At 50.3% G+C, this 12,378-nt stretch carries 15 protein-coding genes; 10 read left to right on the forward strand and 5 right to left on the reverse strand.

The genetic code is table 11. The features are described 5' to 3' along the window. Positions 1 to 8: 8 nt before the first annotated feature. Positions 9 to 1,718, reverse strand: a complete 1,710-nt coding sequence (locus JL719_RS16935) for a proline--tRNA ligase (RefSeq protein WP_033155450.1) — start codon at positions 1,716 to 1,718, stop codon at positions 9 to 11. Between the two features lie 163 nt (positions 1,719 to 1,881). On the opposite strand from JL719_RS16935, the gene JL719_RS16940 reads away from it, so the two are divergent. Next, a complete protein-coding gene (locus JL719_RS16940) occupies positions 1,882 to 2,520 on the forward strand; it encodes a response regulator (protein WP_033155451.1) in 639 nt (212 codons plus the stop codon). A 43-nt stretch (positions 2,521 to 2,563) separates the two neighbouring features. On the opposite strand, the gene JL719_RS16945 is transcribed toward JL719_RS16940, so the two are convergent. The 3 genes from JL719_RS16945 to JL719_RS16955 form a co-directional block, all read right to left on the reverse strand. Beyond that, a complete protein-coding gene (locus JL719_RS16945) occupies positions 2,564 to 3,469 on the reverse strand; it encodes an NAD(P)-dependent methylenetetrahydromethanopterin dehydrogenase (RefSeq protein ID WP_033155452.1) in 906 nt (301 codons plus the stop codon). Between the two features lie 48 nt (positions 3,470 to 3,517). Beyond that, entirely contained in the window at positions 3,518 to 4,426 is a 909-nt protein-coding gene (locus JL719_RS16950; protein ID WP_026603994.1) for an NAD(P)-dependent methylenetetrahydromethanopterin dehydrogenase, read from the reverse strand. Between the two features lie 86 nt (positions 4,427 to 4,512). Continuing rightward, entirely contained in the window at positions 4,513 to 5,307 is a 795-nt protein-coding gene (locus JL719_RS16955; protein WP_033155453.1) for an inositol monophosphatase family protein, read from the reverse strand. Between the two features lie 90 nt (positions 5,308 to 5,397). On the opposite strand from JL719_RS16955, the gene JL719_RS16960 reads away from it, so the two are divergent. From JL719_RS16960 to JL719_RS16980, 5 genes are all read left to right on the forward strand, one after another. After that, a complete protein-coding gene (locus JL719_RS16960; RefSeq protein ID WP_033155454.1) occupies positions 5,398 to 6,123 on the forward strand; it encodes an RNA methyltransferase in 726 nt (241 codons plus the stop codon). Positions 6,124 to 6,127: 4 nt separating this feature from the next. Beyond that, positions 6,128 to 6,880: a serine O-acetyltransferase gene (gene cysE / locus JL719_RS16965; protein ID WP_033155455.1), complete on the forward strand. Its 753-nt coding sequence runs from the start codon at positions 6,128 to 6,130 to the stop codon at positions 6,878 to 6,880. A gap of 284 nt (positions 6,881 to 7,164) precedes the next feature. Further along, positions 7,165 to 7,650, forward strand: a complete 486-nt coding sequence (iscR, locus tag JL719_RS16970; protein ID WP_033155456.1) for a Fe-S cluster assembly transcriptional regulator IscR — start codon at positions 7,165 to 7,167, stop codon at positions 7,648 to 7,650. Then, entirely contained in the window at positions 7,650 to 8,753 is a 1,104-nt protein-coding gene (locus tag JL719_RS16975) for a cysteine desulfurase family protein (RefSeq protein WP_033155457.1), read from the forward strand. Before iscR ends, JL719_RS16975 begins: the two co-directional genes overlap by 1 nt. A 15-nt stretch (positions 8,754 to 8,768) precedes the next feature. After that, a complete protein-coding gene (locus JL719_RS16980; protein WP_033155458.1) occupies positions 8,769 to 9,092 on the forward strand; it encodes a HesB/IscA family protein in 324 nt (107 codons plus the stop codon). Positions 9,093 to 9,143: 51 nt separating this feature from the next. Here JL719_RS16980 and JL719_RS16985 read toward each other — a convergent pair whose 3' ends face one another. After that, a complete protein-coding gene (locus JL719_RS16985) occupies positions 9,144 to 9,488 on the reverse strand; it encodes an HvfA family oxazolone/thioamide-modified RiPP metallophore (protein ID WP_033155459.1) in 345 nt (114 codons plus the stop codon). Positions 9,489 to 9,686: 198 nt separating this feature from the next. On the opposite strand from JL719_RS16985, the gene def reads away from it, so the two are divergent. From def to JL719_RS17005, 4 genes are read left to right on the forward strand one after another with little or no spacing between them, the layout of a single operon-like run. Beyond that, entirely contained in the window at positions 9,687 to 10,214 is a 528-nt protein-coding gene (def, locus tag JL719_RS16990) for a peptide deformylase (protein WP_033155460.1), read from the forward strand. Between the two features lie 11 nt (positions 10,215 to 10,225). Further along, on the forward strand, positions 10,226 to 11,140 hold the full coding sequence (locus JL719_RS16995; protein WP_033155461.1) for a quinoprotein relay system zinc metallohydrolase 2: 915 nt from the start codon (positions 10,226 to 10,228) through the stop codon (positions 11,138 to 11,140). An 18-nt stretch (positions 11,141 to 11,158) separates the two neighbouring features. After that, the gene (locus JL719_RS17000; protein ID WP_033155462.1) at positions 11,159 to 11,992 is read left to right on the forward strand and encodes a quinoprotein dehydrogenase-associated SoxYZ-like carrier; all 834 of its coding nucleotides are present in this window, start codon (positions 11,159 to 11,161) and stop codon (positions 11,990 to 11,992) included. Next, on the forward strand, positions 11,992 to 12,330 hold the full coding sequence (locus JL719_RS17005) for a DUF2845 domain-containing protein (RefSeq protein WP_033155463.1): 339 nt from the start codon (positions 11,992 to 11,994) through the stop codon (positions 12,328 to 12,330). The genes JL719_RS17000 and JL719_RS17005 overlap by 1 nt, the downstream gene beginning before the upstream one ends. Positions 12,331 to 12,378 lie beyond the last annotated feature (48 nt).

Here is a 12,378-nt window from a genome sequence, read left to right on the forward strand (position 1 = left end):
GACGAAAGTTATGCGAGTTTGTTCTTAATAAAGTCGACGAGTTTATCAAATTCAACATTCTGGCTTTCTTTGTCCGTGCGGCCTTGATATTCGACGGTACCGCTATCCAGGCCACGGTCGCCGATGACGATCCGGTGCGGAATGCCGATCAGTTCCATATCCGAGAACATGAATCCGGCTCGAACCTTTCTGTCGTCCAACAACACTTCGATACCGGCATCCGTTAAATCTTTATAGATTTTCTCGACCGTATCAATCAAACGATCAGACTTATGCATATTCATTGGGCAAATCGCCACTTGAAATGGCGCCAGCTCATTGGGCCAGATAATGCCGCGCTCATCGTGGCCTTGTTCGATGGCCGCCGCAACCACCCGCGAGATACCAATCCCATAGCAGCCCATGATCATGATCTGGTTTTTACCGGCTTCGTTAATGATAGAGGCGTTCATCGCTTCACTGTATTTTGTACCCAGCTGGAAAATATGCCCCACCTCGATACCTCTAGCAATGGTAATTTGCCCTTTGCCGTCGGGACTCGGATCACCTTCGACCACCATGCGCAAATCCGCAATCTGCTCTGGCAATGCTAAATCGCGCTGCCAATTGACACCTTGATAATGTTTGCCGTCTTGGTTGGCTCCGCAAATAAAGTCGGACATCAGGATTACGCTGCGGTCAGCGATGATCTTTATGCTCAGGCCGATAGGACCTATCGAGCCGGGTTTGCAGTGACAGGCGCCGAGAATTTCTTCATCACTGGCAAATTGTAATGGCGACAGTACACCGTCGATTTTTTCGACTTTAATCGGGTTTAATTCGTGATCACCCCGCAGCAGCAAGGCAACCAAGCTGGCGTCCTCACCTCTGACAATCAAGGTTTTCAGGCACTGTTTGGCATCGATCTTAAAAAATCGGCTGACGTCTTCGATGCTATGCTGATTTGGTGTATCAACCAAAACCATAGTTTGAGTCGGCTCGGCGCGTATCCCTTCAGGCATTAGAGCTTCGGCTTTTTCGACATTCGCGGCATAATCGCTGGCGGTGGAAAAAGCTATCGCATCTTCGCCGGATTCGGCAAGTACGTGGAATTCGTGGGAAACCGCGCCGCCAATTGAGCCGGAATCGGCTATCACGGCCCGGAATTTCAAACCAAAGCGGTTAAAAATATTGGTGTAGGCTTGATACATTACGTCGTAAGTCGCCTGTAACGATTCCTGATCGAGATGGAAGGAGTAAGCGTCTTTCATGATAAATTCGCGTGAACGCATCACACCAAAACGAGGACGAATTTCATCGCGGAATTTACTCTGAATTTGATAATAAGTGATAGGCAGCTGTTTGTAGCTTTTCAACTCATGACGAGCGAGGTCAGTAATAATTTCTTCGTGCGTCGGACCCAGACAAAATTCGCGGTCGTGGCGATCTTTCAGCCGTGCTAATTCCGGCCCGTATTTTTCCCAACGCCCGGTTTCCTGCCATAGCTCTGCAGGTTGTAAGGCCGGCATCAGTACTTCCAGACCGCCCGCTTTATTCATTTCCGCACGTACAATGTGTTCAACTTTACGCAATACCCGCAAACCCAGTGGCAGCCAGGTGTAGACGCCCGCGGCAAGTTTACGGATCAAGCCGGCGCGTATCATGAGTTTGTGGCTGGCTATTTCGGCGTCGGCCGGTATTTCTTTGACGGTACTAAGAGGAAATTGGGAAGTGCGCATATTGGCCCTGAAGTTGTTTTATCAAAACCGCTATTTTAACGGCTAAACGCCAAAACCACGAATCAACGACACTATTTGAGTCTATCCTACTAACTTTTAGCATTGCTGTTGTTGATGAAATTTGGGAAACTTGACCTGATAGAAGCCCCAGAAAAAGGAAGTTATGATTAAAGTATTGCTGGTTGATGATCATGAGCTTGTCAGAAGCGGTATAGAAGCTTTGTTGGCAGCTGAAAAGGATATTGTGGTGGTCGCCGTCTGTAATTGTGGCGAGGAGGCTTTGCGGATTGTCGAACAAGAGCCGCCCGATGTCATTTTGATGGACATTAATATGCCCGGCATAGGCGGGTTTGAAGCGTGCCGGCGCATACTGCAATCGCAGCCATCGATTAAAATCATCGCCTTGTCGGTGCATAACGACGGCCCCATACCGCAACAACTGCTGAAATTGGGTGTGGTCGGCTTTGTATCCAAGGCTTCGCCGGTCAGCGAAATGGTGGCGGCAATTAAATCGGTAATTTCCGGTAAGCGCTATTTGTGCCAGGATGTGGCCAGTAATTTGGCTTTTCAGTTTTTGCCAGGCGCGGATGTCTCGCCTTTTTTACAGCTTTCCCAGCGTGAGGCTGAAGTAGTACGTCTGATTTTGCGCGGCAGGAGCATTCAGGAAATGTCGGAGGCTTTGCAACTGAGCGACAAGACTATCAATACCTATCGCTATCGCTTGTATCGCAAGTTGAATATAAAAAACGATGTGGAATTAACCAGGCTGGCGGTCAAATTTAATTATTTGGATGCCCTTTAAATAGCAGGGATGCGTGTTCGGCTAACGCACATCCCTGAAATACTTAGACCAAGGTGCGGGCTTTGGTAAAAGCTTCCCGAAAATCCAGAAATACCGGTTTCTCAGCTTCCAGCATCATTTTCAACAATTCGTGTTGTAACTGGTATTTAACATTCCCTATCGCCAGCGCGCCGACACCGACGGCATTAGTCGATTGATTTGCCAAGGTTAATGGTGCCGATAAATCGTTTAACTCTATGCCTTCTATACCTGATGGCGGTACGGCATTAACATCACCGGCTACTTTCAACTGCTTGGCTTGCGCCAGAACGGCCGCATTGATAACTCGAATACCGGCCTTTGCCGTGCAGAATACTAAGTCTGCATCGGCTATTAACGCGGCTTTTTCTTCGTCATTGCGGGCAACTCCGCCACTCATGGTGGCACCAAAACGCCGGTTGTATTGTTTGGCCGCGTCTTTTGCGGAATCTATTGATAGATGATCCACCAAGATTGTTTCCGCGCCTTGCAACGAGGCTATCACGCCGGTGGCGATGCCGACCGGACCGGTGCCGCCGAACACTACCGCTTTACTGCCCTTCAATTCCTTACCATGATGTTGTTTAAGCGCCTTTTCCACGCACGCCACCAAAGCTGCTGCGGTGGTGCAAGCGCCGCTCGGATCGGCAAATACTGAAACCTCAAACGGCGGCACCATGGCCGGCTTGGTGGCTTGCAACATATCGATCGCCATGCCCATATCCCTGCCGCCGATAAAGATTGCGGTTTTCTTACTGGCCGACGGACTACGCGAAAAAATCGCATCTTGGGTCAAATTGTGAATAGTCTCCAATTTAACGTTGGAATACGGCATCAGCACATCAAAGCCTGCGTCGAGTGCCATGTTAATGTCAAACGGACTGTTGTTTGGCATGGGGTCGAACATGTGAAGTATGCTGCGTTTTGCCATTTTTTACCTTACCCTCTGTGATAGGCAGACTTTGGGGAGCTTAGCTAATTACTTAGAAGATTTGATGAATTCGCGAGCGACTTCAAAAGCGTGTTCGAAATGTAAGAATAGCGGTTGATCGCTTTCCAGCATTCTTTTCAGCAAACGACTTTGCGCTTGGTATTTGATGTTGCCTATCGCTAGCGCGCCTATGCCTACCGCACCGCTGGTGGATCCGGCCAACGGTTTGCCGTTATCGAACGCATCCACACCGGCAATACCGGCCGGCGGCACCGCGTTGACATCAGCGGCTACTTTCAATTGCGCAGCTTGGGAGATTAATTCTGTGCTGAGCAATTCAATGCCGGCCGCACCCGTTGCAAAAACCACATCGGCGGTTTTCATGTATTCGGTCTTATCGGCGTCGGCGCCTGCCAGCACTGTAATTTTGCCATCGCCAAATTCTTCGCTGCATAGCTCTGCGGTGCGCTCGGCTTTATCGAGTTGCCTACCGATGATTCGGACTTTAGCGCCCGCTTGAGCGGCAATCACCGCAGCCGCTTGACCGACCGGACCAGTACCGCCCAAGGCGATCACGTTTTTACCTTCCAGCGTGGTGTCGAATTTTTCAGCCAGTTCTTTTTCAACTGCTGCGACCATGCCGGCTGCCGTGGTGAATGCGCCGCTAGGATCGGCGAATACCGATACTTCGAAAGGCGGGACCATGGAATTCTTGGCCATTTTCAACATATCCATTGCTTGCTTGGTCTCCCGGCCACCGATAAAGATGGCGGTGCGCAACAGACCTTTCGGGCTGCGCGAAAAAATAGCATCTTGGACCAAGCCCCTGACTTCGCTGGGTTCAACATTGATGTAGGGGATTGCTGAAATCCAGCCGGCGTCCATCGCCATATTGACGTCGAACGGGCTTAAGTTCTTGGCTGTAGTCAGCATGTGCAGGATAAAGGGTTTTTCCATGATGGCCTCTTATAATTTGATTAGCCGGTAAGTATAAAAGAAAAGGCAAGACGATAACAATTTTAGGCTAAATGCCGAATTGCGCATTATTTTAAGCGCGCCGGCACATGCGGCTCGATAGCGTGGTACATCAATTGATGCATCTTGGGGTTACCAACAATGATATTGCCGGATTGTAAGTATTTGTCGTTAAAGGAAAAATCTGTGGCGACACCACCAGCTTCCTGCACCAGCAACACGCCGGCAGCAATATCCCATTCCTTCACGCCGATTTCCCAGTACGCATCCAGACGACCGCAGGCCACGTAAGCCATGTCCAGTGCGGCGGCTCCGGCGCGGCGGATACCTGCTGAGTCGGCACAAACGGCTTTAAACATGCCCAAGTAGGGTTCGATATTTTCCATGGTTTTAAATGGAAAACCCGTGCCAATCAGGGCGCCGCGCATACTGCTTTGTTTGGTGACCCGGATTTTGCGATTGTTCAACATAGCGCCGCCGCCGCGTTCGGCAGTGAAAAGTTCGTCGCGGCTAGGGTCGTAAATCACACCCAACTCTAGTTTATTTTTGTTTTTTAGCGCTATAGACACGGCATATTGTGGAAAGCCGTGTAAAAAATTAGTGGTGCCATCCAAAGGGTCAATTATCCAGGTGTAGTCGTTACCTTTGTGTTCGCCGCTTTCTTCGGCCAGAATGCCATGGTCGGGAAATGCTGCGCGAATGACTTTGATAATTTCCTGCTCGGCGGCCCGATCAACCTCGGAGGCGTAGTCATTACGGCTTTTTTGATCGATAGTGAGTTTCTCGATATTTTGTGAAGAGCGTTGGATTAGGTCGCCGGCGTTCCGCGCTGCGCGGACGGCAATATTAAGCATCGGGTGCATAGATCGAATTGATAATGAGCAGTTAGAAAACTCGGATAGGATAGCAAATTTTGCTAGAATCGCTGCTTTTTTAGCCGCAGAGGCCGCGCATTGCTATCCCATTTTAAAGTGGTTTTAGTGGAGACTTCCCATCCCGGCAACATCGGTGCGGTGGCTAGAGCCATGAAAAATATGCAGATGGACCAACTGCGCTTGGTGTCTCCAAAAAGCTTTCCGCATGCCGATGCCACGGCCAGAGCGTCAGGGGCCGACGATGTACTTAGATCGGCAACTGTCTTCGATTCTTTACAAGATGCCATCGCCGATTGCCAGGTAGTATTGGGCTCCAGCGCACGCGATAGAACCATCAGCTGGCCAAGCTTGACTGCTAGGCAAACTGCCGAAAAATGGGTAGGTGTATCACCGGAGCAAAATATCGCCTTGGTGTTCGGCCGGGAAAATTCCGGCTTAAAAAACCATGAATTGGACTTATGTCATTATTTGTTGCGAATTCCGTGCAACACAGAATATAGCTCGCTGAACTTGGCGGCGGCAGTGCAAGTTGTGTGCTACGAGTTATTCGTCGCATCTGGCCAGGAGATGGTCAGCACGGTGGGCGATATTGGCGAAGAACCTCTGGCGACAGCCGAACAGATGGAAGCCTTTTATGTGCATCTCCAGCAGACCATGGCGGATATTGGTTTTCTGCACTCGGAGCGTTCTAAATCAATCATGCGTCGCTTGCGGCGCATCTTCAATCGGACCCAGCTTGATACCAAGGAGCTGGATATCCTGAGGGGCATACTGCGCTTCTCACAAAATCACAACGCCAAATAAACCCATGCTTGCCAAACTCAAAGAAGATATTAACTGCGTATTTGCCCGGGACCCGGCCGCGCAGTCGGCTTTTGAAGTGATAACCACCTACCCCGGCTTTCACGCCGTACTGATTCACCGTTGCAGCCACTGGTTATGGTTGCGTGGCTTTAGGTGGGCCGGTCGTTATGTATCGTTCTTGGGCCGGTGGCTAACCGGTATCGAAATTCATCCCGGCGCGCAAATCGGCCGGCGGTTCTTTATCGACCATGGCATGGGGGTGGTGATCGGTGAAACCGCAGTGATCGGCGACGATTGCACGCTATATCATGGCGTGACCTTGGGCGGCACCAGTTGGAATAAGGGTAAACGCCACCCGACCCTGGGCAATGGCGTGGTAATAGGGGCTGGGGCCAAGGTACTGGGACCGATTGAGGTCGGCGATGGCGCGAGAGTCGGTTCGAATTCGGTAGTAGTAAAATCGGTGCCCATGGGGGTGACGGTAGTTGGGATTCCCGCACATATCGTCGACCCAAAAGCCAAACAAGAAAAAGCCCGGCGCGATGCAATGGCACAGAAAATGGGTTTCGACGCATACGGCGCCACGGGTGATATGCCGGATCCTATCGCTAACGCTATCAATCTGATGCTTGACCATATCCATCAACTCGATAAACAAATAGCCGATATGCAACAGGTATTGAACGATGCCGGCATTAATTGCCATCGCCAGGCCATGTCGGCTTTGGATGATTGTGAAATTAAGGATAAGCAATAACGCTGTCAGGTATTTTCTGATAACAAACCCTCCAGCGCTTGTCATCTGAGTGACTCAAACTGAGTAGCGTTTGCTTTGAACTTCTTGCAGAGTCGCGAGATTTCAACCCCATCCCCAACGAGATCAAGCTGTAATCCGCTTGATCTGTCCTCAGAATTGAAAAATATGTGTTACAGATTGTCTGTGTTTAATACCTCAAGAACCACTTAAGATTGAATACTTGACCAAATTACTGGGTTTATTTATAGTCAGCATTATTTTCATTAGTTTGTAAGGGGTTTGAAATGCGGCTTACCACAAAAGGGCGTTACGCGGTCACCGCGATGCTGGATTTGGCTTTTCACAGTCAAGCTAACCCGGTTACTTTGACTGACATTGCGACTCGGCAAACCATCTCCTTGTCTTATCTTGAACAATTGTTTGCTCGTTTACGCAAGGCCGGCATGGTGAAAGGCGTTAGAGGACCCGGCGGCGGTTACACACTTAGTCGTAGCGCCCGGGAAATTAATATTGCCGACATTATCGAAGCAGTCGACGAACCTGTCGATTCAACCAAATGCGGTGGTAAAGCCAATTGCCACAACGACGAGCCTTGCCTGACCCACGATTTGTGGATGGGCTTGAGCGAGCAAATTCGCGCTTACTTAAAAGAAATTAGTCTTGGACAATTACTGGAGCGTGATTTTGTCAGCGATGTGGCGAAAAGACAGAGCAAACAAGTCGAGCATGTCATCGAAATGCAACCGCGGCAGGAAAAACGCATCGCGTAATGATCTATCTGGATCATAACGCCACCACCCGTTGTGACGAGCGAGTGGTGGAAGCGATGTTGCCTTATTTGCATGGCATGTACGGCAATCCATCCAGTTTGTATAAGCTTGGCCGCATAGCCCGCAGCGCCATCGACACCGCCAGGGAACAAATCTCCGGGCTGATAGATGCATCAGGAGCGCAGATTGTATTTACTAGCGGCGGCACTGAAGCAAATGCCTTGGCACTAGCCACCGCCCGTGAACGCGGGCTGGCAATTTCTGCAATCGAACACCCCTCCATTTTCGAAAACGCCGCATACTTCCGGCAGTGTTTTCGCGACTTGCAAACGCTTGAGGTGGATGGCGCTGGAAGAATGCCCTTACTCGCGCTGGACAAAGCAAATTGGCAAGCCGGCGACATGGCCTCGGTGATGTTGGCGAATAATGAAACCGGCGTTGTTCAAGACCTTGCAGCCATCGCCGAACGTTTGGCTGAACGCGGAGTCAACCTGCATACCGATGCCGTCCAGGCCTTGGGTAAAATCTCATTTTCGTTCAAAAAGCTGGGCGCTAAATTGATGAGTTTATCCAGCCACAAAATATACGGACCAAAAGGCTGCGGGGCATTGGTTGTCGCAGAAGAATTTGTTCTAAAGCCCTGGCTGCGTGGGGGCGATCAGCAGTATGGCTGGCGGGCCGGCACGGAAAATGTCGCGGCAATAGTGGGTTTTGGCAAAGCCGCCGAATTGGCGAAGGCGGAGATAGACGCAAGGCTGGCTCACATGCTGGCGCTGAGAAAGCGTTTGGAGCAAGCTCTACGCACCATTCCGGGCTTGGTGATCTTTGCCGAACACGTCCAAAGATTGCCGAATACCGTGCAGTTTGGTATTCCCGGTATTAACGGCGAAATGTTGTTAATGCAGCTGGATCAGCGCAATATCGCGGTTTCCAGCGGCTCCGCCTGTTCGGCGTCGTCCGGCGAAATTAGCCCGGTGTTGACGGCTATGGGAGTGGAAGCCTCTTTGGCTAAATCGGCTATCCGCGTCAGTTTGGGTAAAGACAACCAAGAAACCGAAATCGATCAATTCGTCGATGTGTTAAAAACATTGATAGCAAACTAATTAGGAGAATGAGCAATGGCTATTACCGTGACCGAAAGTGCCGCCCGGCAAATCCAAAAACAGTTACAAAAGCGCGGCACAGGCTTAGGCTTGAGATTGGGCGTAAAAACTTCCGGATGCTCCGGCTATGCCTACGTGTTGGATTATGCCGATCAGGCCGAAGCCGATGAGGTGGTATTCGATCAACACGATGTAAAAGTACTGGTGAAACAGGCTGATCTGGATAAATTGAGCGGCATTGAGCTGGATTATGCCAAGGAAGGTTTTAACGAGGCCTTTAAATTCAACAACCCCAATGTAAAGGGTACCTGCGGTTGCGGGGAGAGTTTTTCGGTTTAGCTTATAAAAACGCCGGCTTTGCAATCTCAATAAAGCCGGCGTCATCGGCACTTATTTCATGTTAGCGCCGCAGTTTCCTTCCATTTTTTTACCGTCAGCGGCTTTGTCGGCGGCTGGAGCAGCCGGTTTGTTACCAGCACACTTGCCTTCGGTAGCGGCTTTGCTATCAGTGCTTTTTTTCATCATAGCCGCGCCGCATTTGCCTTCACCGCAAGAACCGTCTTTCATTTTATCGGCGCCCGCATCAGGTTTCGCTTCGGCAGTCAGCATATAGCCTGAGCTCAACTCAGACAACGCAAACGGATTGCTGTCAGCTTGAGCAAAATTGCCCGCCAGCGTTGGCAGCAGAGATGCGCCGATTGCAATGGCGAACGGGGTTTTGTTGATTTTCTTCATACTATCTCCTGTGGAAAAAACGAATTGTTCTAATAAGCGGTTTGCAACCGGAGCCCTGCATTTCCGGCAACTGGCCTGTTGTTAATATCACAAAAAAGCCTTGTAAAGTAAAGGCAGGAAGATTACGCCAATCGGCAGTATACTCTCGCCCGAAACGACTTATTTCCGCAACCTGCCTATACGCTATCCGGCACAACCATGACTTCGAAAATACCTATATTACAACTCGGAGCCGAGGTATTGCGGCAGCAGGCGCATCCTGTTGACGACTTTGCCTGCCCGGAGTTCCATAAGCTGATTGAAACCCTGCATGAGACTATGCTGGAGGCTAATGGTGTCGGCATAGCCGCCCCGCAGTTGGGTGCTTCCCGGCAAATTTTGATCATCGCTTCCCGGCCGACAGCCCGTTATCCCCATGCTCCGGAAATGCCGCCGATTCTGATGGTCAATCCAAGTTTTAAGATTGTCGATAACTCATTACATAAAGACTGGGAAGGCTGTTTAAGCGTGCCGGGTATCCGGGCGCTGGTGCCGCGTTACCGGGCTATCGAAGTGCAATATCAAGATCAGCAAGGTGAACCCCACCGTTTGGCATTGCAGGATTTTCCAGCCCGCGTCTTCCAACACGAGTTCGATCATCTATTGGGATTGGTGTATCTGGATAGGGTGGAAAATAACCAAGATATTATCGCCGAAACCGAATTTTTCAAACGCATTGCCGCATAGGAGCCAACTGAATGAAGTTTGTGTTGTTGTTAATGGGCCTATTGACCAGTTACAGCAGTGTGGCTGCGCCGCCGTTGTCTTTCAGCCAAGTGGCGCCTGGCATCTATCTGCATACCTCCGCGCACCATTGGCCGGATCGAGGTAATCACGGCGAGATTGCCAATATCGGCTTTATTGTTGGTGAGCGCTGCGTAGCGGTGATCGATAGCGGCGGCAGTCCACAGCAGGGTGCCGCGTTGCGAAATACCATCAAGCAAGTGACCACCAAACCGGTTTGCTATGTGATCAACACCCATGTGCATCCCGACCATATCTACGGCAATATCGCTTTCAAGGAACCGGGCGTCCAGTTTGTCGGCCATTATAAGCTGGCGCGAGCCATGGCCACGCGCGGCGACCATTATCTCGGTCGCGCAGCGGAATTGCTGGATATTCAAGTCAATCACGACAACATCATTCCACCCGATATAGAGGTGAATGACAGCATGACCCTGAACATCGGTAATCGTGAACTGCTGCTGACCGCCCATCCCAGTGCGCATACCGATAACGATTTAAGCGTCTACGACAAGACCACCGATACTATGTGGCTAGCGGATCTGTTGTTTTTAGAGCATATCCCGGTGATAGACGGCAGCATCAAAGGCTGGTTGTCTGAGATGGAGCGCTTGGAGAAAAATCACTACAAACTGGTCGTCCCCGGTCACGGTCTTTTAGTTAAAGATTGGCCGGCAAGTCTGCAGCCGCAAAAAGCCTATTTGAACAGTCTGGCTACCGAAGTAAGGGCTATGATCAAACAGGGCAAAACCCTCGAGCAGGCTGTGAAAACCGTCGGCTTGCCTGCTAAAAAAAATTGGCAGCTATTTGAACAATTCCACCGCAAAAACGTGACCATCGCGTTTGCCGAGCTGGAATGGGAAGATTAAACAAAGGAGATTAAAAGCATGCACAAACCTTATAACGCTATTTTTCTGCTGGCTTTAATGATTTTGCCGGCCATCGCGGTTGCCGAAGGTGACGACATTACTTGGAACACGGTTTTGAAAAGCCAGTTTTTCGCCGGTAAAAATATCGACGAATCCAATGCGGTTATCGAATTGGATGCCCCTTATCGGGCGGAAGATCCGGCGATTGTACCGGTTAAAGTCACCAGCAAATTTGCGCAAAGCAAAGATAAATACATCAAAAAAATCTGGCTGTTCGTCGATAAAAACCCCTTCCCGTTTGTCGGTGAATTCGAGTTCTTTCCAGAGAGCGGCAAAGCCGATTTGGCTCTGCGTGTACGGGTCAATACCTACAGCGATATTCGCGCGGTTGCCGAAACCAATGACGGCAAGTTCAGCATGACCAAAAAATTTGTCAAAGCCAGTGGCGGCTGCTCGGCACCGATTGGTGCGGATCTGGATGAAGCCATGAAGCGGCTGGGCAAAGTTAAGTTTCGGCTTGACGACGGCATTCAAAGCGGCCAACCGGCCTTGACGCAATTGATGATCAGCCACCCCAACCTGACGGGCATGCAGATGGATCAAATGACCCGATTCATCCGAAAATCGCACTTTATCGATCAACTAAAAGTGACTTTTAACGACAAGCCCGTGCTTAACGCCAAAATCGATATTGCGATCAGCGCCGATCCTAATTTCCGCTTCTACTTTGTGCCGGATAAAGCCGGCGAGTTAAAAGCCGAATTTACCGATGTATCCTGTGAATCGCCCACCAGCCGAAACGTTTGCAATAAAGGCGGTAGCTACTCGCAAAGTTACACGGTAAGCCCTTAATGACCCGTTCGCCAATCAGAGGCATTTTGTTGGGATTGGGCATGCTGGTATTTGCCGGCGATGCGCTTGCGCTGCGCTGCGGACATAAACTGGTCCAGGTGGGTGATTATAAAGCCGAAGTCTTGGACAAATGCGGGGAACCGGATTCGGTCGAACAGCGCAGAGCAATCCGCGGCAGCCGCTTACGGCATCCCTACGGCGCCTTGGAGATAGATCAATTTGAAGAGGTACTCATCGAAGAATGGATTTACAACTTTGGGCCGCGCAAGTTTCAGCAGCTGCTGGAGTTTGAAGATGGGGAGTTGAAAAAAATCAGCAATTTGAGTTACGGATACTAAAGCGCAAGGTTTTCAGCCCTGACCCAACCTCAAAAAAAGCCCCCGCCG

This window comes from Methylomonas sp. LW13 (assembly GCF_016865255.1).
Taxonomy (GTDB): Bacteria; Pseudomonadota; Gammaproteobacteria; order Methylococcales; family Methylomonadaceae; genus Methylomonas.